Annotated in this window: 21 protein-coding genes and 2 tRNA genes; 11 read left to right on the forward strand and 12 right to left on the reverse strand. The window is 58.3% G+C overall.

Going from position 1 to position 20,702, the window contains the following annotated elements:
• Window positions 1-225: 225 nt before the first annotated feature.
• The gene (locus tag IPP88_17520; protein ID MBL0124445.1) at window positions 226-870 is read left to right on the forward strand and encodes a hypothetical protein; all 645 of its coding nucleotides are present in this window, start codon (window positions 226-228) and stop codon (window positions 868-870) included.
• On the opposite strand, the gene IPP88_17525 is transcribed toward IPP88_17520, so the two are convergent.
• From IPP88_17525 to apbC, 9 genes are all read right to left on the reverse strand, one after another.
• Window positions 813-2,147, reverse strand: coding sequence for a type II toxin-antitoxin system HipA family toxin (locus tag IPP88_17525; GenBank protein MBL0124446.1), 1,335 nt, complete (start codon window positions 2,145-2,147; stop codon window positions 813-815). The two genes, IPP88_17520 and IPP88_17525, sit on opposite strands and share 58 nt — an antisense overlap.
• Window position 2,148: 1 nt before the next feature.
• Window positions 2,149-2,385, reverse strand: coding sequence for a helix-turn-helix transcriptional regulator (locus tag IPP88_17530; protein ID MBL0124447.1), 237 nt, complete (start codon window positions 2,383-2,385; stop codon window positions 2,149-2,151).
• An 838-nt stretch (window positions 2,386-3,223) separates the two neighbouring features.
• Window positions 3,224-3,299, reverse strand: a tRNA-Glu gene (locus IPP88_17535).
• A gap of 98 nt (window positions 3,300-3,397) precedes the next feature.
• Window positions 3,398-3,473, reverse strand: a tRNA-Ala gene (locus IPP88_17540).
• 63 nt (window positions 3,474-3,536) lie between these two features.
• Window positions 3,537-4,934 carry a glutamate--tRNA ligase gene (gltX, locus tag IPP88_17545; protein MBL0124448.1) on the reverse strand — a complete coding sequence of 466 codons (1,398 nt, stop codon included), beginning with the start codon at window positions 4,932-4,934 and terminating at the stop codon, window positions 3,537-3,539.
• Between the two features lie 90 nt (window positions 4,935-5,024).
• Window positions 5,025-5,591: a dCTP deaminase gene (locus IPP88_17550; GenBank protein MBL0124449.1), complete on the reverse strand. Its 567-nt coding sequence runs from the start codon at window positions 5,589-5,591 to the stop codon at window positions 5,025-5,027.
• Window positions 5,592-5,607: 16 nt separating this feature from the next.
• The gene (locus IPP88_17555) at window positions 5,608-5,892 is read right to left on the reverse strand and encodes a DUF1330 domain-containing protein (GenBank protein MBL0124450.1); all 285 of its coding nucleotides are present in this window, start codon (window positions 5,890-5,892) and stop codon (window positions 5,608-5,610) included.
• A gap of 11 nt (window positions 5,893-5,903) precedes the next feature.
• On the reverse strand, window positions 5,904-6,410 hold the full coding sequence (locus IPP88_17560) for a tetratricopeptide repeat protein (protein ID MBL0124451.1): 507 nt from the start codon (window positions 6,408-6,410) through the stop codon (window positions 5,904-5,906).
• On the reverse strand, window positions 6,410-7,498 hold the full coding sequence (gene apbC / locus IPP88_17565) for an iron-sulfur cluster carrier protein ApbC (GenBank protein ID MBL0124452.1): 1,089 nt from the start codon (window positions 7,496-7,498) through the stop codon (window positions 6,410-6,412). Before apbC ends, IPP88_17560 begins: the two co-directional genes overlap by 1 nt.
• Before the next feature lie 64 nt (window positions 7,499-7,562).
• Between apbC and metG the strand changes: the two genes are divergently transcribed.
• From metG to IPP88_17615, 10 genes are all read left to right on the forward strand, one after another.
• The gene (gene metG, locus IPP88_17570) at window positions 7,563-9,806 is read left to right on the forward strand and encodes a methionine--tRNA ligase (GenBank protein ID MBL0124453.1); all 2,244 of its coding nucleotides are present in this window, start codon (window positions 7,563-7,565) and stop codon (window positions 9,804-9,806) included.
• A gap of 40 nt (window positions 9,807-9,846) precedes the next feature.
• The gene (locus tag IPP88_17575; protein ID MBL0124454.1) at window positions 9,847-10,041 is read left to right on the forward strand and encodes a hypothetical protein; all 195 of its coding nucleotides are present in this window, start codon (window positions 9,847-9,849) and stop codon (window positions 10,039-10,041) included.
• 45 nt (window positions 10,042-10,086) lie between these two features.
• The gene (locus tag IPP88_17580; protein ID MBL0124455.1) at window positions 10,087-10,461 is read left to right on the forward strand and encodes a peptide chain release factor-like protein; all 375 of its coding nucleotides are present in this window, start codon (window positions 10,087-10,089) and stop codon (window positions 10,459-10,461) included.
• Window positions 10,458-10,757 (forward strand): acylphosphatase, encoded by a 300-nt coding sequence (locus IPP88_17585; protein ID MBL0124456.1) that lies wholly within the window; start codon window positions 10,458-10,460, stop codon window positions 10,755-10,757. The genes IPP88_17580 and IPP88_17585 overlap by 4 nt, the downstream gene beginning before the upstream one ends.
• A gap of 167 nt (window positions 10,758-10,924) precedes the next feature.
• Window positions 10,925-11,893: a DnaJ domain-containing protein gene (locus IPP88_17590; GenBank protein ID MBL0124457.1), complete on the forward strand. Its 969-nt coding sequence runs from the start codon at window positions 10,925-10,927 to the stop codon at window positions 11,891-11,893.
• Entirely contained in the window at window positions 11,883-12,209 is a 327-nt protein-coding gene (locus tag IPP88_17595; GenBank protein ID MBL0124458.1) for a hypothetical protein, read from the forward strand. Before IPP88_17590 ends, IPP88_17595 begins: the two co-directional genes overlap by 11 nt.
• 90 nt (window positions 12,210-12,299) lie before the next feature.
• A complete protein-coding gene (locus tag IPP88_17600) occupies window positions 12,300-13,034 on the forward strand; it encodes a hypothetical protein (GenBank protein ID MBL0124459.1) in 735 nt (244 codons plus the stop codon).
• Window positions 13,035-13,051: 17 nt separating this feature from the next.
• On the forward strand, window positions 13,052-13,915 hold the full coding sequence (locus IPP88_17605) for a TIGR04222 domain-containing membrane protein (GenBank protein ID MBL0124460.1): 864 nt from the start codon (window positions 13,052-13,054) through the stop codon (window positions 13,913-13,915).
• Window positions 13,908-14,822, forward strand: a complete 915-nt coding sequence (locus IPP88_17610) for a DUF692 domain-containing protein (protein ID MBL0124461.1) — start codon at window positions 13,908-13,910, stop codon at window positions 14,820-14,822. The genes IPP88_17605 and IPP88_17610 overlap by 8 nt, the downstream gene beginning before the upstream one ends.
• Window positions 14,819-15,082: a hypothetical protein gene (locus tag IPP88_17615; protein ID MBL0124462.1), complete on the forward strand. Its 264-nt coding sequence runs from the start codon at window positions 14,819-14,821 to the stop codon at window positions 15,080-15,082. The genes IPP88_17610 and IPP88_17615 overlap by 4 nt, the downstream gene beginning before the upstream one ends.
• A gap of 70 nt (window positions 15,083-15,152) precedes the next feature.
• Here the strand turns inward: IPP88_17615 and IPP88_17620 are convergent, their stop codons facing one another.
• Genes IPP88_17620 through IPP88_17630 form a run of 3 tightly spaced genes read right to left on the reverse strand, consistent with a single transcriptional unit; the run spans window position 15,153 to window position 20,686 of the window.
• Window positions 15,153-16,583 (reverse strand): efflux transporter outer membrane subunit, encoded by a 1,431-nt coding sequence (locus tag IPP88_17620; protein ID MBL0124463.1) that lies wholly within the window; start codon window positions 16,581-16,583, stop codon window positions 15,153-15,155.
• A complete protein-coding gene (locus tag IPP88_17625; protein ID MBL0124464.1) occupies window positions 16,583-19,714 on the reverse strand; it encodes a multidrug efflux RND transporter permease subunit in 3,132 nt (1,043 codons plus the stop codon). Before IPP88_17625 ends, IPP88_17620 begins: the two co-directional genes overlap by 1 nt.
• Window positions 19,715-19,744: 30 nt before the next feature.
• A complete protein-coding gene (locus IPP88_17630) occupies window positions 19,745-20,686 on the reverse strand; it encodes a hypothetical protein (GenBank protein MBL0124465.1) in 942 nt (313 codons plus the stop codon).
• Window positions 20,687-20,702 lie beyond the last annotated feature (16 nt).

Consider the following 20,702-nt stretch of genomic DNA (forward strand, 5'->3'; position numbering starts at 1 on the left):
ACACAAGAATGGCAACGCGATGAAGCGGCGAAGCTTCTTGTAAGAAAGGGGCCCCCACGTCCGTTTCACGCATGGCAAGCAGGGAACTTCGTTTACGACGGCCAACTGCTCCCAACATCGAACCATGCAGTCCCGCTGAGAGTCAGTTTGCTTGGATAAGAGCGTGCCCTCCGATTGCTGCAGGCGGTCATCAATGCGGCCGAGGATCGCGGCATGGTGGCAACGTTGGACAAGAGCGGCTCAAGGATAAATCTTGCACTGGAAGGTACAGAAGTGACTGTGCGCGTATCAGAGCGACTGGAAAGAAAGGCGCGGCCAGAATCGAAGAAAGACGAAGAACCGTATCGACATCGCAAGAACGAGGAAAGAGTGCCGACGGGCGAACTACGCCTTCACGTCGGTGAATACTATTCCGAAACCCAAGTTTCAGATCGTGCCAACAAGCCGCTTGAAGAACACTTGAACGAAGTATTGATTCGCGTGTCTAGGAAGGTGGCACAGGCGAGGCAGCGCGCGCGCCAGGCAGTCGCTCGCGAAAAACAATGGGCGGCAGAGAGAAAGGCGAGGGAGGAGCAGGAGGCGCGGCAACAGGAGATGTTGAGGCTCGCGGCAGACGAGGCGGCACGCCGCCGAAGTCTCGTCAATGATGCGAAGGCCTGGCAAGATGCGAAACTGGTGCGAGAGTATCTGGAGGCGATCAGGTCAGCGGCTAGCCGTGGTGCGAGTGAGGGATCCGCTGAGGAATTGGAACGCTGGCTTGAGTGGGCCGATGGCGTCGTGTCGGAAATGGATCCGATGAATTCAAGTGTTCATTATTCTTCTGTGTACACATCTTCAGTATTGGTTGCACCCGCGCCGGAGAGGCGGTGAATCGTGAGAGCGCAGCGCTGGTCGATGAGCGTCACGATCTTCCCGAGAATGCTGTGGCTGTTGCCTTCTGCGTTCATCGTCGCAAGAGTTGTTCGAGCCAATTCTGGAAGGCGCTTGGCAATTTCCACGATACGCTTCTTGACTTGTGAGGGTGACAGGGCGGCAGCAAGAGCAAACTGTTCCCAGTGCCTCGCCTGAACATCGGCAAACTTGTACTTGCTGCCAATCTTCATGGCCATCTTGTCGCTCAGATCCGGATACACCGCTGTGGACAATGCGTCGTACATTGGCGCGAGAACGGCACCTTTCGCGGTGTAGAGCAGCGAGAAATTCTTCGCGTGTGCATCGTGGTTGCCGATCAGTGCGTTGAACACCACGAAGTCGAGCAACCTCAATGTGTTCGGTGCGCTGGGTCGAGTTGCACGGCGCACCAGATCAAAGGCTTGCGTGAGATCGGGACCACCTTCGTTTTGGTATTTTGTTTCAGGGGCCACGCCGAGCGCCTGACAAAAATCTTCCTGATGCAGTCGCTGCAATTGTGTTTGTCCGGCGTTGCCTTGCTTCGCTAGCCGCCGATCATAGCGTTCAACCAGCAGGAAGCGTTGATCGCTAATCCCATGGATGCTGGCTCGGGCAACATCCAGTTTGAGCGCGGCGGCCAGGCGCATGCAGAAGCCTTCATTGAAGACGCTGCCCTCCACGCCGGCAATGGGGGGCTTGATAATGTGAGAGCTTGGCGTACCTTGTAACGGAACACCGATCCGGTTGCTTTCGGCAACAACCGGTAATTTATCCTGCGCACCCGCCAGCGACAGGCGAATCCCGCCTTCACCGGCGAGCATGGGTCGCTTGGGCATTTCATCCAGGAGGCGCAGCAGTTGCGTGCCATCGAGCCAGCGCACCGCATTAGTCGAATCGGGCGTTTCTGGTGTCTGGCCGGGTTCCAGCAAAGTCACCGCGCCAGCACATTCGCCACCAATGCCATCGAGCAAGCCGAAATCGTTCTTGCGGGAAACGTGCAGCGCCTGAGCGATCAGACCGAGCTTGGCGCCCTCTGGCAATAGCCCTGCAAAGTAAGGGCGGGCGGCGCGATCATCAAATGGCTCGGCTCTGAGCGGCAGTGATTGCGATAGCGGGATTGTGTCGCCGCCGCTGCCAGCTTTTGTTGTGTTCTTTTCCAGCCAGTCCGTTGTGTAGGAAAAGCTCAATCGTCCCTCGATCTGCGATAGCGTGCCGATGTGTTCCCCGAACAACCAGACCTCCAGTTGCTTGGGCATACTATGTCGCCTTTTCGTTGGATGGCAGGCCGTCCACGGTCAACTTGGCACCGAGCGCGTGCAGCACACGGAGAACGTTTTCCAGGCGAAGGGTAGGCTTGCCGGCTTCCATGTCGACAATGAAGCGCACGCCGACGCCGGCCGCGAGTGCGAGTTGCGGCTGGGTGAGGCCAAGCTGCTTGCGCGCTGCACGCGCGGCTTGGCCGAGTGAGAGGGGGGTATCAATGGAGATGGTCATGGAAATTTCCTGTTCGGGAAATTATCGCTATCAGATAGGCAAAATGCAACATAAATTTACTGATCGGGAAATAATCGACCATGACAGCTCGTTTCCTTCAAAAATATCCCGAACGGGTAATTTATGAAGGAATATCGCATCACACTACAAGCGTCGCCAAAGGTCTCAAATATTGCGCTTCGTAATTTTTTTTCGAAGCGGCTATGATTGTTCTTTCCCCAGGCCGATCCATCGGCTCGCACGAACAGACGGTCGGTCGTCTTCCTCCCAAGTGCCACTTCATCAACAAGGGCAATACCTTCCGGCGAGAGGGGGACGTGCCGCCCCTTGGCGGTCTTGCTCGGGCGAATGTAGACACTGGCATTGTCCGGCGAGTACTTTCGCCGGTTTTAATCCCGTGATCTCGGCATACGGGCGCCTCTAGTCGCGAGGGCGCTGAACCAGCCGGCGCAAGGCGGGATCACTCGCGTTGATCAATCGTGTGGCCTCAGCGGTTGTGAGGAAGCGAACAATCGGCTCATCCGCATTAGCAAAAGGCTTGACCTTGCGCCAAACGTCTTGCGAGGACACCATGTCGTCCTCATAGGCTTTCGGGCCCGCTTCGCGTCTTCATCAGTCGGTGCCTCGCGATAGGCCACGGCACCTCCTTTCCGGTCCGCTTGCAGGGAGCTTTCTGGCTGGTGCCTGATGCGCGGCCTGAATTTCGTCCGTCAGCCGTAGAGCAAGACATTTATCCGTGAATACCTGAATCCGTCTGCATTCCATAAACATCTCTGCGACACGGCTGCGACACGGGTATAAAAAAACGGCTTGGATTTCTCCAAGCCGTTGATTTATTTGGCGTCCCCAACCGGATTCGAACCGGTGTTACTGCCGTGAAAGGGCAATGTCCTAGGCCTCTAGACGATGGGGACTCACACGTCTTACTGCGGTGCTTCGTGTTGCTAAAACGATTACAACAAAAAAGCGGCTTGTGAAACAACCGCCCCTGCGTTGCGTACTACCTGTTCTGTGGTGGAGGTAAACGGGATCGAACCGATGACCTCTTGCATGCCATGCAAGCGCTCTCCCAGCTGAGCTATACCCCCCACAGGGAGAGGCGCATTATAGCTGGTGATAGGCCTTTTTGCAAAGGCAAGATAACTCGAAAATCAGTCTGAACGTGCCTTGTCCAGACGCTCCAGAGTTTCTTCGCGCCCAAGAACGTCCATGACGGCATCGATAGAAGGCGATTGCGTCTGCCCTGTCAACAGTACCCGCAGCGGCATCATGAGCTGGGGCATTTTCAACGCGTGTCTGGCAACACAGGCTTTGATCGTGGCGCCGAGGTCAGCTTTTGACCAGGCAACGGATTTCAGCGCCTCACGCAGATCCCCTAACGCCGGCTTGGCCGCATCTGTCAGGTGCGCCGCAAGTAAAGCGGAATCGACGTTGGGACGCACGAAGAAATAGCGTGCGGCCTCTGCCATGTCAACCAGCGTTGGCGAGCGATCACGCAACAACTCCGTCACCCGTGCCACATCCGGACCGGTTGCCGCATCAATTCCCGACTGCTCCAGGAATGGCTTCAATAGCGTGGCCAATGCCACAGGATCGGCCTTCTTGATGTACTCGTGATTCAGCCAGTTGAGTTTTTCGGTATTGAACTGGGCGGCGGATGGCGTGATGTGATCAAGATCGAACCACTCGCAGAACTGCTCCATGGAAAACACTTCATCGTCGCCATGGGACCAACCGAGTCGCGCAAGGTAATTCACCACGGCCTCGCGCAGATAGCCTTTGGCGGGATAATCCATGACTGACACCGCACCATGCCGCTTCGACAGTTTTTGGCCGTCGTCCCCCAGAATCATGGAAAGATGCGCGTACACCGGCACGGAGGCGCCCAATGCCTCAAGAATATTGATCTGCCGCGGCGTATTGTTGACGTGATCATCACCACGAATGACGTGGGTGATTTTCATGTCCCAGTCATCGACGCACACGCAGAAATTGTAGGTCGGTGTTCCGTCGCCACGCGCGATGATCAGATCATCGAGTTCCGCATTCGCAATTTCAATTTTGCCTTTCACCGCGTCGACCCAGGAAACACTCCCGCCAATCGGGTTGCGGAACCGCACAACGGGTTTCACGTCCGCCGGCATCAACGGCAGCGTCTTTCCCGGCTCCGGACGCCAGCGTCCGTCGTAGCGCGGTTTTTCGCCGCGAACACGCTGTGCTTCACGCATCGCATCCAGTTCTTCGGCCGTCGTGTAGCAGAGGTAGGCCGTCCCGGCCACCAGCATTTCCGCGATTACTTCTCTGTATCGCGGCATGCGCTGCATCTGGTAGAAGGGCCCTTCGTCATGGTCGAGGCCAAGCCAGGCCATGCCATCGATGATCGCCTGCACCGCTTGCGGTGTTGAACGCTCGACATCGGTGTCTTCGATTCGCAGGATGAAGGTGCCGCCGTGGCGGCGGGCAAACGCCCACGCGTAGAGCGCGGTGCGGGCGCCACCGATGTGCAGGTAGCCGGTGGGGCTGGGGGCGAAGCGGGAGCGAACAGTCATTGCAGATTACCAGTTCCGTTCGTGGTGAGCCTGTCGAACCACAAACATTTGGATTTTGGAAACCCTTCGAAAAGCTCAGGGCGAACGGCTTTACATCTTCGGTAACGTCACGCCCTGCTGCCCCTGATACTTGCCGCCGCGATCCTTGTACGAGGTCTCGCAAATTTCATCGCTTTCAAAAAACAGCACCTGTGCGATGCCTTCATTGGCGTAGATTTTCGCGGGTAGAGGCGTGGTATTCGAAAACTCCAGTGTCACATGCCCTTCCCATTCCGGTTCGAACGGCGTGACATTGACAATGATTCCACAGCGCGCGTAGGTCGATTTTCCCAGACACACCGTCAACACATTGCGCGGGATTCGGAAGTATTCAACGGTGCGCGCCAAGGCGAATGAATTTGGCGGGATGATGCAAAAATCCGCCTTGATGTCCACAAACGAACTCGGATCAAAGTTCTTCGGGTCAACAATGGTGGAATTCAGATTGGTGAACAGCTTGAATTCATTTGAGCAGCGAATATCGTAGCCATAGCTGGACGTGCCGTAACTGACGATACGCTGCCCATTGACTTCACGCACCTGTCCCGGCTCGAACGGCTCGATCATGCCGTGTTCCTGCGCCATGCGGCGTATCCATTTGTCGGCTTTGATGCTCACGCTGGTCTTCCTTTCGCTATCCCTGATACAACGTCAATGTCACCTCGGCACCCTGTTCCCGCATCGGAATCAGCGCTTGATACTCCGGCGAATCGTGCCATCGTTTCGCCGCGTCCAGATTTTCGAATCGCAGGGCAACCACAGTGTCGTGATCCTCCGTGCCGCTGAATGCCTGGCGCAACCCGCCACGAAACATCACTTCACCACCATATTGAGCGATGGTGGCACCGACACGCTGACGATACCACTCCCAGGCACTCTCATCCTTCACCCGAATCCGGCCGACACAGTAAGCCGTCATTTCATTTTTCCCTATTTGTCGTACGGCGGATCGAGATGCTCCGCGTACCAGGAAATCGACCGGCGATATTTCTGCGTCTCGGCATCCGCTGAATTGTCCGCAATGTGATTGAGCAACAACCGCATCGCTTCGGCATGTTCACCCATGTTGTAACGGGTGAGGGCGAGAAACACATCAAACTCCTTCGCATCAGGATAGGCGGCGGCACCTTTTTGCAACACCCGCGCCGCATCGCCAAATCGCTCGCAACAACGGTATGAGCTGCCCAAGCCAATCAGCGCCCCACGCAAATCCTCGCCTTCGATTCCGCACTGGATCGCGTGCTCGTAGAACGCAATGGCCTCGTCTTCAACGCCCTGATGGTCATATGTGCAACCAAGCTCGTAATTTACCTTGGCGTCATCCGGCTGCTGGTTGTAAAGGTCGAGCAAAATCGCCAATGCTTCGGTGTGTTGGGAATCGCGCCGCAATTCGACCGCGCGCTGAATGGCCTCCTGCAACGGATCCACTGCAGACATCAGGTGTTCTGAATGACAATCTTCGGAAATACACTGGAGCGATCTTGCGATTGCTTGGCGATTTTGGCCGCGCATTTGCGGGCAATTTCCTTGTAAATGCCGGCGATCGGCCCATCCGGCTCGGACACGACGGTGGGTTTGCCGCCATCGGTCATTTCACGAATCTTTATGTCAAGCGGCAACGAACCCAATAGCTCAATGCCGTAGTCTTTCGCCATCTTCTCGCCGCCACCTGTGCCAAAGATGTGCTCCATGTGACCGCATTTGGTGCAGACGTGCATCGCCATGTTTTCCACCACACCGATGATCGGTACGCCGACCTTTTCAAACATCTTGAGACCCTTGCGTGCATCAAGCAATGCAATGTCCTGCGGCGTGGTAACAATCACCGCCCCCGTGACGGGCACCTTTTGCGCCAGCGTCAGTTGAATATCGCCGGTGCCCGGCGGCAAATCGATGACAAGGTAGTCCAGTTCATGCCAGTTGGTTTCGTTCAGCAATTGCTCCAATGCCTGCGTCACCATCGGGCCGCGCCACACCATCGGCGTTTCCGGATCAATCAAAAACCCAACACTCATGGCCTGGATGCCGTGACCTTCCATCGGCTCCATGGTTTTGCCGTCTTTCGATGCGGGCCGCCCGGTGATGCCCAGCATCGTCGGTTGCGAAGGACCATAAATGTCTGCATCCAGCATACCGACAGACGCGCCCTCAGCCGCCAACGCCAGGGCCAGATTCACGGCAGTGGTGCTCTTGCCAACACCGCCTTTTCCGGATGCCACGGCAATGATGTTCTTGATGCCCGGGACCAGTTTCACGCCGCGCTGCGCACTGTGCGAAACAATTTTCGAGAAGACGTTGGCTGACACATTTCCCATGCCGTCAATTTTTTTCAGCCGATCGATCACCTGTCGACGGATCGGTTCAAATACGCTCTTGCCGGGATAGCCCAGCACAATCTCGAGCGCCACATTCGCACCGTCGAGCTTGATGTTCCGTGCGGATTTGCCATCGACAAAATTCTCGCCCGTCACCGGGTCGATCAATTCGCGCAGCGCGTTCTGGATAGTTTCTACAGTGATGGACATGTGGCGGACTTTGAATGTGAGGTAAGTGCCGTATTTTATCGGAATACACCGCACTGTCGTGTCAATGCCATATCAAAAATGCGGGTGCCTTGGTACAATCGGTTTCAAGAAAAATTATTCAAATCAATCGGTTTTTGCAATCCATGCTTCGCAGAAGTTCCAGATGCCCCGAAAATTATTCGTAACAACCGCGCTTCCGTATGCCAATGGCTCGCTGCACATTGGCCATATCGTCGATCAGCTGTATGGCGATATCTGGGTGCGTTATCAGCGCATGCAAGGTCACGAAGTGCACTTTGTGTGCGCCGGGGATACCCATGGCGCCCCGATCATGTTGCGCGCCGAACAGGAAGGCATCACGCCGGAAGCCCTGATTGAGCGCATCGCCGTCGAGCACAATGCCGACTGGCGTGCCTTCCTGATGAGCTACGACCACTGGCACTCGACGCATTCGCCGGAAAACGTCGAACTTTCACAGGATATTTACAGGAAGCTCAAGGCGGCCAAGCTCATCACCAGCAAGGAAGTCGAACAGTTCTTCGACCCGGTGAAGGCAATGTTTCTGCCGGACCGCTACATCAAGGGCGAATGCCCAAAATGCGGAGCGAAGGACCAGTACGGCGATTCCTGCGAAGTTTGTGGCGCCGTGTATGCGCCGACCGATTTGAAGAACCCCTATTCAACGCTCACCGGCGCCAAACCGGTACTCAAAAAATCCGAGCACTTTTTCTTCAAGCTTTCCGACAAGAAATGTGTGCAGTTTTTGCATGAATGGACAAAGGAGACGCCGCTGCAAAGCGAGGTCGTCAACAAGCTCGCAGAATGGCTGGGCGATGGCGGCAAGAATCTCAATGACTGGGATATCTCGCGCGATGCGCCCTACTTCGGTATTGACATCCCTGATGAGCCCGGCAAGTACTTCTACGTCTGGCTGGATGCACCGGTGGGCTACCTCGCCAGCCTGAAAGCATATTTCGATACTGGCAAAGCGAAGGTCAACGGCGAAAAGCGCAGCTTCGACGATTTCCTCGCCGACGATAAGGTCGAGCAATATCACTTCATCGGCAAGGACATCGTCTACTTTCACACGCTGTTCTGGCCGGCCATGCTCAAGTTTTCCGGCCGCAAGGTACCAAACAACGTGTTTGTGCACGGCTTCATCACCTTCACCGGCGAGAAGATGTCCAAGTCGCGCGGCACGGGTGTGTCGCCGCAGAAGTACATACAGGTCGGCATGAATCCGGAGTGGCTGCGTTATTACATCGCCGCCAAACTCACCGACAAAGTCGAGGACCTCGATTTCAACCCGGACGATTTTGTCGCGCGGGTGAACAGCGATCTGATCGGCAAGTACGTGAATATCGCCAGCCGCACGGCGGGATTTATCACCAAGAAATTCGACGGCAAACTGGGCAAGCCGCAGTTGCCCAAGGACATTGCCGGCGAATTCGCGGGTGCGGCCGACGAAATCAGCGGCTACTACGATGGACGCGAATACGGCAAGGCGATCCGCAAAATCATGGCGCTGGCGGATCTCGCGAATCAATTTGTGGACGCCAGTAAACCCTGGGACCTCGCCAAGCAGGAGGGCAAGGAAGCCGAACTGCTGACGGTATGCTCGACCGCGGTGGCGATGTTCCGCGACCTGACCGTGTATCTGGCACCGGTGTTACCGCAACTCGCCGCGACGGCAGGCGAGATGTTCAGTTTCGACGCCTTCGACTGGAAAACGACAGCCAAACCGTTGAAAGAAGGCCACGAGATCAAGGCCTACAAGCACCTGATGGGCCGTATCGATTCCAAGCATATGGATGCCTTGCTGGAACCCGCCAAGGATGCGGGAGACGCGAACAAAAAAACGCATTCCGCCAAAGCCGACACCAAGGCCGACTCGAAAGCAACAAGCACCGAAGCGCCCGCGTCGACCGAATTTGCACTGATTCCACCGGAGCCGCCGAAACCCATCGTTGTGCTGCCGATTGCGGAAACCATTTCCATCGACGATTTCGGCCGCCTCGATTTGCGTGTCTGCAAAATACTCGACGCGGAACTGGTGGTGGAAGCGGACAAACTCGTGAAACTCACGCTCGATCTCGGCATCGAAACACGTACCGTGTTTGCCGGTATCCGATCAGCGTATAACCCGAAAGACCTGATCGGCCGGCTGACCGTCATGGTCGCCAACCTTGCGCCACGCAAGATGCGCTTTGGTGAATCGCAGGGCATGGTGCTGGCGGCGGGCGATGGCACCGGCATATACCTGCTGGCGCCGGACGCGGGGGCGGTGCCGGGGATGCGCATCAAATAGCCGGTGTAACACCAAGCCCCTCGTCAATCTGGTGAGGCAAATGCAATTGCACAGGCTGTGCATTTCTCCAGGATATTTGTACTTTATCGCGCTGACCTTCGCGCTCTCTCTCGCCGGCTGCGCAACGCCCGCTGTGACCAAGGGTACCGGTCGTGCCACCGATCCACCACTTGATTTGGTGCTCTATTGCCTGTTTGCACCGGCCGACCCCGCCTGCCGCGGCATACTGCGATGAAAGGTCGTCCGGCTTGTTTGCGGAAAGACGCCTTACAATTGTCGTATGGCGCGCCTCATTCCCCTCACCCTTCCCCCTTATTCCATCGAACGCGAAATCCTTGAGCGCGAGGTGGAAATTGATACCTATCGAGCATCCGGCCCCGGCGGCCAGCACGTCAACAAGACCAATTCCGCCATTCGCCTGACGCATCTGCCGTCAGGCGTGGTCGTAATTGCGCAAGATTCGCCTTCGCAGTTTCGCAACAAGGAAATCGCGTATGAACGGCTGATTGAGCGATTGAAAAAGCTGAACCATGTGCCGAAAAAGCGCCTGGCGACCAAACCAACGCGCGCCTCAAAGGAACGCCGCATCGAAGCCAAGAAAACCCGCGCGACGGTCAAATCGACTCGCACCAAGAAGATCCATCACGACGAATGAGCGATTCCGTCATCACCGTGCATCTTGAAATCACCGGTCGCGTACAGGGTGTAGGCTTTCGCGAATCGATGCGCGCGGTCGCGCAGGCGCTGGAGGTCAACGGCTGGGTGCGCAATCGCGACGACGACAGCGTGGAAGCGATCGTGCAAGGCGCGGAACCTGATGTCGAGCGGCTGATCGCGTGGTGCCACAACGGACCGCCGGGGGCTTATGTGCGATTTGTCAAAGCGGACCTCGTCGAAAGCAGCGAGACTTTCATTGCGTTTACGCGTTGGCCGAATACTCGGCCTGCGTGAACGGAAAAGCCAAGCACTGGCGCGGCTCACAGACTGTAAATACCTGGAAAGGCTCGCCAATGCTGGAGTTTGATCTATTCATTAAAGCGCCCGTATCGCAGGCGAGACTCAAGGTGCGGAGCTTGCCGGGTCAAATCCAACTCATCAAATGACAGCGGGAGTGAATGGTGAAATTCAAGGACTACTACAACATTCTGGGTATAGAACGCAGCGCCGGCGAAGACGACATCAAGAAAGCGTATCGCAAGCTCGCGCGCAAATATCACCCGGACGTATCGAAAGATCCCAAGGGCGAAGAGAAATTCAAGGATGTTTCCGAGGCCTATCAAACCCTCAAGGACCCGGAGAAACGCGCCGCCTATGATCGCCTGGGGAGTCATCAGCCTGGACAGGATTTCCAGCCTTCGCCGGATTGGGGGCGCGATTTCGGCGGGAAGTTCACCGACGGGCAGACGTCGTTCGACGATGTTGACCTCTCCGATCTGTTCGCGCATTTCGGTGGCGGCCGTGCCGGAAAGGGACGCACTGCTCACGCCCGCATGCCGATTCCGGGTGAGGACTTCGAGGTCACCGCGCAAATCAACCTGGAAGATGCCTATCGCGGTACACAAGTGGCGCTCAACCTGAGCGTGCCGGAATACGACGAACATGGCCGCATGCGGCGCGCCGAACGGACTTTCCAGGCGCGAATACCAAAGGGCGCCACCGATGGCCAGCGGCTTCGATTGCGCGGCCAGGGCGGCAAAGGACACAACGGCGGCCACGACGGCGATCTGTATCTCAATATCAAGCTGCATCCGCATGCCCTGTATCGCGTCGATGGCCACGATCTGTATATCGATCTGCCGCTGGCCCCATGGGAGGCGGCACTCGGCGCGACGGTCGAGGTACCGACGCTGGCCGGCGCGGTTCACCTGAAAGTCGCACCCGGAACCAACACCGGACAGCGCTTGCGGCTGGCCAAGCGCGGCCTGCCCAAGCCCGGCGGCGGTGACGGCGACCTGTTCGCCATTGTGCAGATCGTCGTGCCGCACGAACTGAGCGAGCGCGAGCGCGCCTTGTTCAAGGAACTGGCGGAGGGCTCGACATTCCATCCGCGCAAACATTTTCCGAAGGAGAGCCAACATGCAATCTGACATTCGCGACGTGTTGTGGCTCGATCAGGTTGAAACGGTCTCCATCACTGAATTGGCAGGGCTATCCGGATTGAGCGAGACCGATGTCCGTGACCTGGTGGACTACGGCGCCCTGGCGCCCGCCAATCCCGGGGATGCGCAGTGGACATTCAGCGCGAACTGCGTGGTGACAATGCGCCGGGCGTGCCGCCTGCGCACTGACCTTGAACTCGACATGCATGCCGTTGCACTCGCGCTCACCCTGATTGAACAAATCAATCAATTGGAAGCCGAGCTTGCCCAATTGCGCGCGCAGCAGCCTCGGCAGCCTCAATGACGCGACTAATGGCGATATGACGCGACGGGTGGCGTGCCGGATTCCCACGGCTTGCGTATGATGACGCGTTGAATTCACTGAGGAGGTTGCATGTCCAACGCGAACGATTTGCCGGCCGAAGTTCAGCTGAGCATCAACGCATTTGTCGAATCCGCCAAAGCAGCATTCGAATCCGATCTCGTCTCTGTCGTTATCTACGGCTCGGCGGCCGAGGGACGATTACGTGCCACCTCGGACGTCAATATTCTGCTGGTGCTGAAACAGTTTGATCAAACGCACGCTGACCGCCTGCGTGAGCCGCTACGAATTGCGCACGCCGCCGTGCAACTGAATGCCATGTTCCTGCTGGAGTCCGAAGTGCCGGCGGCGATGGAAGCGTTTGCCGTCAAGTTTGCGGATATTGTGGCGCGGCACCGCATCCTGTTTGGCCGCGACCCGTTTGCAAACCTGAATTTGCCGCGCGACGCACTGATCCGGCGTCTCAGGCAGATTCTCCTCAATCTGCAATTGCGCCTGCGCGAACGGTATGTGCTGGTGAGCCTGCGCGAAGAACAACTTGCCTTGGTGATCGCCGATGCGGCCGGGCCGCTGCGGTCAAGTGCCGCCTCATTGCTGCAACTGGAGGGGCAGCCTGCCCTCGCGCCCAAGGAAGCACTTGAAAAAGTCGTCCTGGAAATGAACGATGCCAACCTGACTGCCGTCTTGCAGGATGTCTCCGCCGCGCGCGAGGCGCGGCAGTTGAGTCCCGGCAAAGCGGCACCGGCGCTGATGAATCTGATCGAGATGACGCAACGCCTTCGCGAGCGCATCGAGCAGCTTCAATAAATGAAAGGGGACCATTCATGAATCCCTTTCAACTCACCGGTTTCAGTTTCCTCGGCTTTTATATCGTGTTGGGCGTTGTGGTCTTCTGGGGCCTGCGCATGTGGTTTCGCCACCTTGAAACCGCCGATGCGGCGCCCCAGCAGAATATGACCGACCCGTACCTGATCGCTCATCTGCGCGCCGGCGCGAACGAGGCGCTACGCGTGGCTACCGTTGCGTTGCTCGACCGCGGCTTGCTCACAGCCGTGGGCGAAACGTTGACCACCAAAGATGGCAATGCTGTTGGCGTCGTACAGCGTCCGATCGAGAAAGCGATCCTGCAACGCTACCGGACGCCGGGCGAAGGCCACGACATCTTCAAGGATTCCGCCGCGAAGAGTGCCTGCGCAAGTTACGACAGGGTTCTCAAGAACCAGCGCATGATCGCTGATGGCGGCACCTATGCGAAGCGGTTTGTCCCCGTCGCAGTCGCGCTTGGCGTGCTGATCACGGTCACATGGACCAAAGTCACCATCGCATTTTCACAGGGCCGCCATAACGTCGGCTTCCTGATCGCGCTCACAATCCTGTTCACCATCATCGCCATGGTCGTGTGGTTCCGGCGCCGCACGGCGCTCGGTGACGCGATGCTCACGGACCTGCGTTCACTGTTCGCCCGCCTGAAAGGCCGCGCAAAGTCCATGCGCGCCGGCGGTCAGACCAACGAAGCCGCGCTGCTGGCGGCGGTGTTCGGTTTATCCGCCTTGCCCGCAGCAAATTTTCCGTTCATGGAAAAACTCTACCCCGCCAAATCGAGCGACGGCAGCGGCTGCAGTTCTTCGTCGTGCAGCAGCGGTAGCAGCTGCGGCGGTGGTTGTGGTGGTGGAGGCTGCGGTGGGTAAAACAGGAAACGCCGTCCAATGCGCAGACCGCGTCGGCATCGGCTGGCGTGGCGAATTGGCGGCGGGAATCTTTACTAATATCGACCGCATTGATCTGCTGGAAATCATCGCCGATGATCATTTTCGTGCCACACCGCGCGAACTGCGTGCTTTGCGTACGCTTGCCACGCAAACGCCCATCACGCTGCATGGCGTATCGATGGGTCTCGCGGGCAGCGAACCGACGGAAACACGGCGAATGGAAAGCATGGCGCGCCTCGTCGATGCCCTGCAACCTGAATCATGGTCGGAACACCTCGCCTTCGTGCGCGGTGGCGGCATCGAGATCGGCCACTTGGCGGCACCGCCTCGCACCGAACAAAACGTGCAAGCCGCCATTGCCAACATCGAACGCGCCACACAAATTGTCGGTTCCGCTCCGCACATGGAGAACATCGCCACGCTGATCGATCCCCCCGCGAGCACAATGGATGAAGCAACGTGGGTGTCGGCCATTATTGCCGGCAGTCGCGCGGGGTTGTTGCTGGACCTGCATAACCTCTATGCCAATGCGCTGAATTTCGGAATGGACCCGGCAGAATTGTTGCTGCGATTTCCGCTGCAGCAAGTGCGGGCGGTGCATCTGAGCGGTGGCAAATGGATCCCGGAACCGGCAATGGACAATGTTGCCGGGGAGCGTGGAAAGACGCGAATGCGATTGCTTGACGATCACGTCCACGATGTGCCGGATGCCGTGTTTGAGCTACTCGCACGGCTGGCCCAGCATGCGCCGCGGCAACTCGATGTCATTATCGAACGTGACGGCGAGTATCCGGACTTTACCTGCCTGCTCACGCAACTGGATGCCGCACGTGATGCCCTGCGGCGTGGCCGGCAACAATCCATGGCCATGCGGAAGGCCGCATGAGTTCGGCTGCGATCGAAGCGTATCTCGCGAAGCTCTATACGGACAGCGCCGCGCGCGAAGCCTTTCTGGTGAATCCCGAGAGTGCTGCCCGCGATGCCGGTCTCAGTGCTGCTGACGCAGAATCGCTACGCACAATCGATAAAGCGGGTCTGCGGATGGCTGCGGCGAGCTACGCACATAAGCGCGCGCAGCATCGGCGTCCGAAGAAGAAGCTGCACGAATATTTTTGGTCGTGGTGGAAACGCCGATCAGCGCGATAACAAACTCAAGCACTGGCGCGGCTTTCGCAGCATTTTCGTCTTGAAATGCCCGCCAAATGGCGATCTACGTCTATTTCCCCTGCGTCAGCTCCGCCACACTCCAACCGCCACCCAGCGCCCGGATCAACCCCACTGCGGCGGCCAATCTCCGCCCCAGCAGGCTTACCGCGGTACGCTCGTTGGACAATAGCGACGCCTGCACGGTGACAACGTTCAGGTAGCTCACGGTCCCGGCCTTGTACTGGTTGAGGGTAAGGGCCACCGATTCGCGGGCGGCGCGCACGGCATCGTCCTGCACAATGGATTCCTGTTCGAGGATACGAAGTGCCGACAGGTTGTCCTCGACTTCCTGGAATCCCTCCAGCACCGTCTCGCGATAGTTGGCGACGGCTTGATCCCAGGATGCGACGGCCTGGTCGACCGCGGACGAGCGCTTGCCGAAATCAAGTAAGGTCAGCGCAAGCTGCGGACCCAGCGACCAGAAGCGATTCGGCGCACTGATCCAGTCGGCGAGTGTCGGACTGGCATAGCCACCCGATGCGGACAACGATAACGCGGGGAACCACGCCGATTTCGCCACGCCGATCTGCGCGTTGGCGGCCATGACACGCCGCTCCGCACCGGCGATATCGGGACGACGTTCAAGCAGGGTTGAGGGCATGCCAGCCGGCATCACCGGCATCTTCAGCGTGAATTGCTCGCGCGGTAACGAGAACCCGCCCGGCGCTTTGCCGATCAATACGGCGATGGAATGTTCAAGCTGCGCGCGCTGAACACCGAGATCGATGGCTTGCGCGATGGTGCTTTTCAATTGCGCCTCGGCCTGGATCACATCGGACTTTGCCGCCACGCCGACGTTGTAGCGGTTCTTCGTCAGCTCCAGCGATCTTTCGTAGGCGGCGACGGTATCGTCAAACAACTGTTTTTGCTGATCACTCACGCGCAACTGGAAATAGCTGATCGCCAGCTCGGATTGCAGCGAGAGGCGCACCGCTTCCAAATCCGCCGCGCTCGCCTCCGCCGATGCATTACCCGATTCCAGCTGGCGGCGGATGCGGCCCCAAACATCGAGTTCCCACGCGACATTGGCGGTCAGGCTGTGATTGGTCGCGGTACTGCTATTGCCACCCGACCGCGCGGACGCGGCACTGCTGCGCGTGGAACTGGCGCCAGCCGAAATCGTCGGGAAGAATCCCGTGCGGGCCGACTGTGCAAAAGCGGTTGCCTGCCGGTATCTGGCTTCGGCGGCTTTCAGGTTCTGATTGGAAACATCGACCTGTTCGGCCAATGTGTTCAGCTGGTTGTCGGCAAATACCTGCCACCACTTGCCGCGTATCAGTTCGTCTTTCGGCTCAGCCTGTTTCCAGTCGCCCTGTTCCTTGTAGGCGGTCGGCACGTCCATCGCAGGACGCTGGTAATCGGGGCCGATGGCGCAGGCGCTCATGATTGCCGATGCAACGATTATTGTCATCACGCTTCGCTTGTTGCACTTCAACTTCATCAAGCCTCCAAAGTAATCGCGTCAGTTTGCCCCGCGCCCTTGCGTCGAAATTTGCGCTGGCACCAGAAACTGAAACGATCAAGATACAGGTACACCACCGGCGTCGTGTAAAGCGTCAGCAACTGGCTCAGGATCAATCCGCCGAGTATCGAAATGCCCAGCGGTTTCCTCAGCTCCGCGCCATCGCCGAAACCAATCGCCAGCGGCACGGCGCCCAGCAACGCAGCCATGGTCGTCATCATGATGGGCCGGAACCTGAGCATGCAGGCTTCAAAGATCGCATCGCGCGCGGACAGGCCGCGCTTGCGCTCTGCATCGATGGCGAAGTCAATCATCAAAATGGCATTCTTCTTGACGATACCGATCAACAGGATGATGCCGATGAGTGCAATGATCGACAGCTCAGTGCCGGTCGCCCACAACGCCAGCAGCGCGCCCACGCCCGCTGACGGCAACGTGGAAATGATGGTAAGCGGATGAATGTAACTTTCGTAAAGCATGCCCAGTACCACGTAAACCGTGAGCAGCGCCGCAAGGATCAGCCACGGCTGATTCTCAAGGCCTTGCTGGAATATCTTCGCGGTTCCCTGATTGGTGCCGGTAATCGTGTTCGGTACGCCGATGCGCGCCATCGTGTCGCGGATTTTCTGGATCGCGGTCGATAGCGCCACGCCATCGGTCAGATTGAACGACAGCGTGGTAGCGGCGAATTGTCCCTGATGATTGATCGACAGCGCCGCCGTGGTCGGCTCGTAGCGGGCGAACGCCGATAGCGGCACCTGCCCACGCGTGGAAGACAGCACGTAAATGCCGTTGAGCGCTTCGGGACTTTGCCAGTACTGGGGTGCGGCCTCCATCACAACCCGGTACTGGTTGCTGGCGGAATAAATGGTTGAGACCTGCGCCTGGCCGAAAGCAAGGTAGAGCGCGCTGTCGATGTTTGCCGTGGTCACACCCATGCGCGACGCCGTCGCGCGGTCAATGACCAGACTCATTTGCAAGCCCTTCACCTGCTGATCGGTGTTTACGTCGGTCATCTCAGTCGCATCCATCAGTGCGTTCTGCAGCAGCGGCGCCCATTTGCGCAATTCATTCACGTCGTCGCCCTGCAAGGTGAATTGATAGGACGCGTTCGACGACCGGCCGCCGGCACGAAAATCCTGCGCCGGGACGAGGAACAGATTCGCCCCGGCAACCTTGGCCAGTTTCAGGCGCAGCCGCGCGGCGATTTGTTCGGCCGATGCGCTGCGCTCTTTCAGCGGCTTCAGCGACATGAACATGCGCCCGCTGTTACGCTGCCCGCCGCCGGTGAATGCCGCCACATTAACCACGTCGGGATCAGTCAGGACGATATCGACAAACTCAACCACTTTGCTGCGCATGGCCTGGAACGAAATACTCTGGTCGGCCTGGATGTTGCCAAATATGCGGCCAGTATCCTGCTGCGGCAGGAAGCCTTTCGGCAAGGCAACATACAAATAAATATTGAGCCCGACCGCAGCGACCAGCGTCAGGAATACGAGGAAAGGAAACCGCAGCGCCCACCGCAGGCTCTTCTCGTAGCCGAGATGAATTCGCGCGCCTGCCGCGGTCACCAGATTCGTGCCCCAGCGCGTGAATCTACCCGGCGGCCGGGCAACATTCGGCGCGGGCGGATTGCGCAGCAATCTCGCACACATCATCGGAGTAGTAGTCAGCGATACCACCAGCGATACCAGGATCGCGATCGACAGTGTGACCGCAAACTCTCGGAAATAGCGGCCGATGATGCCGCCCATCAACAGGATCGGGATGAAAACCGCGATCAACGACAGGCTCATCGACACCACCGTGAAGCTCACTTCGCGCGCGCCTCTTAACGCTGCCTCGAATGGTGGCACACCTTTTTCCAGATGCCGCGAGACGTTTTCCAACACCACGATGGCATCGTCGACAACGAACCCGGTAGCGATGGTGAGCGCCATCAGCGACAGGTTATCGAGGCTGTAGCCGACCAGATACATGAATGAAAACGTGCCGATCAACGACACCGGTACCGCCACGGCGGGAATCAGCGCCGCGCGCCAATTGCGAAGGAACAGAAACACCACCATGATCACCAGCGCCACCGCGATCAGCATGGTGCGCTCGGCTTCGCGCAAACTGGCGCGGATGGTGGTGGTGCGCTCCATTACCAGGTTCATGTCGATGGAGGCAGGGATCGATGCCTGCAGCGTCGGCACCAGCGCCAGCACCCGATCGACCGTCTCGATGATGTTTGCATTGGGTTGCGCGGTGACGACTACGACGACCGACGGCTTGCCATTGGCAAAACCGGCGTTGCGCAGGTCCTGCACCGAATCGACGACCTCGGCAACATCACCGAGTCGCACGGGCGCATTATTGCGGTAGGCGACAATGATGGGCAAATAGTCGGCGGCTTTCTTTGCCTGGTCGTTGGCATATATCTGCCAGCTTTTCTCACCGTCCTCGACAATGCCTTTGGGCCGGTTGACGTTATTGGCCTGGATGGCGGCGCGCACTTCGTTGAAGCCGATTCCGTATTTGTTGAGCGTGGTCGGATTCAATTCCACGCGCACCGCGGGCGACGAACTACCGCCGACCGATACCTGACCTACACCACTCACCTGCGCGATCTTCTGCGCGACAATGGTGTTGGCGATGTCATAGACCTGCCCCGGTGAATAGGCATCCGAGGTCAACGCAAAAATCATCGCCGGGGCGTCGGCGGGATTCACTTTGCGATAGGTCGGATTGTTGGGCAGGCTGGTCGGAAGTTCGGTACGCGCCGCCTGAATCGCCGCCTGCACATCGCGCGCCGCACCATCGATGCTGCGGTTCAATTCGAACTGCATCACGATGTTGGTGCTACCCAGCGATGAATTCGACGTGATCTCCGTGATACCCGCGATGCGGCCCATCGCACGCTCCAGCGGCGTCGCCACCGTCGCGGCCATCACCTCCGGGCTGGCACCCGGAAGGGATGCCGACACCGAGATGGTGGGAATATCCACTTGCGGCAGCGGCGCCACCGGCAGCAGCTTGAACGCGAGCGCGCCCGCCAGCGTGACACCGAGTGTCAGCAGTGTGGTGGCCACTGGCCGGCGGATAAATGGCTCGGAAATATTCATGCGGGATTGAATAGTCTGGATTGGGCGCGCTTATTTCACGTTATAACCGCGGCCCTCAAGACAGGCAGCGGCGGCACGCATGAAATCCGCACGTCTCCCCGGGTTGACCGCAGGCTGGGATGGCTCGTATCCCGTCTGTCCGATCGCCCAGCGATCGCACTCGATGCGGTCGAAGGTGATCTGCGTGGACGTCTGGTTGCTCTTCGGGTAAATGATCAATGATTCGATCGGCGCGGCATTGGACGGTTGCTGGTAGCTTGGCGTAGGCACGACTTTCGGCGAAGGCGCGGGTTGAGGCGCAGGCGGCGGAGGCGCAGCCGACGCGGGTGGTGCGACAGGTGGTGATGCAGGCACGGTAACAGGTGTCGACACGCCGGCGATCAATGGTTGCTGCGGTTCTTCAACAACAATTTTGTCCGCGGGGGGCGGCGCCACTACCCGAAAACCGCCGGGCACCCGAATGTAGTAAACCTCGTCAGCATAATAGTAGGGCTCGCGACCCAGCCACACGGTCGAATAGCCGAATGGCAGCAATGGAATCACAATGCCTAAAGGCGGTGCGACCACGACGTAGCGCGGGCCGCGCGCGCGGAACCAGACGCCGGCATGGTGGAAATAGCGAACGCCGCCATGCGTGATGCCAACATGGCCTGGCGGCAAGGTCCCCACCACATACCCGCGCCGCGGATAGTAGCGGTCATGTTGATATTTACTGTCGAGTTGCCAGTGTGGCGACGTATATCGTGGCGTGGCGGGCTGCTTCGCCTTGGACGGGGTTGCAGGCGACTTTGCCTTTGGTGGCGGCGTGGCGGGCGATGAAGAGCGTGCCGCGGCCTGGGATGGCGCGCGCGCCGCCGGCGCCTTCGATTCCTTTGATTCGGCCAGCGCCGTGGTCACGCATGAAGCCGCCAGCAACGCTGCAGCTGTTGCCTGTGCGGCCCTGAATGAAATGCTGCAAGAATGGCTTTTCATGAAAGATTCCTTTCGA

The organism is Betaproteobacteria bacterium, from assembly GCA_016720925.1.
GTDB lineage: Bacteria > Pseudomonadota > Gammaproteobacteria > Burkholderiales > Usitatibacteraceae > UKL13-2.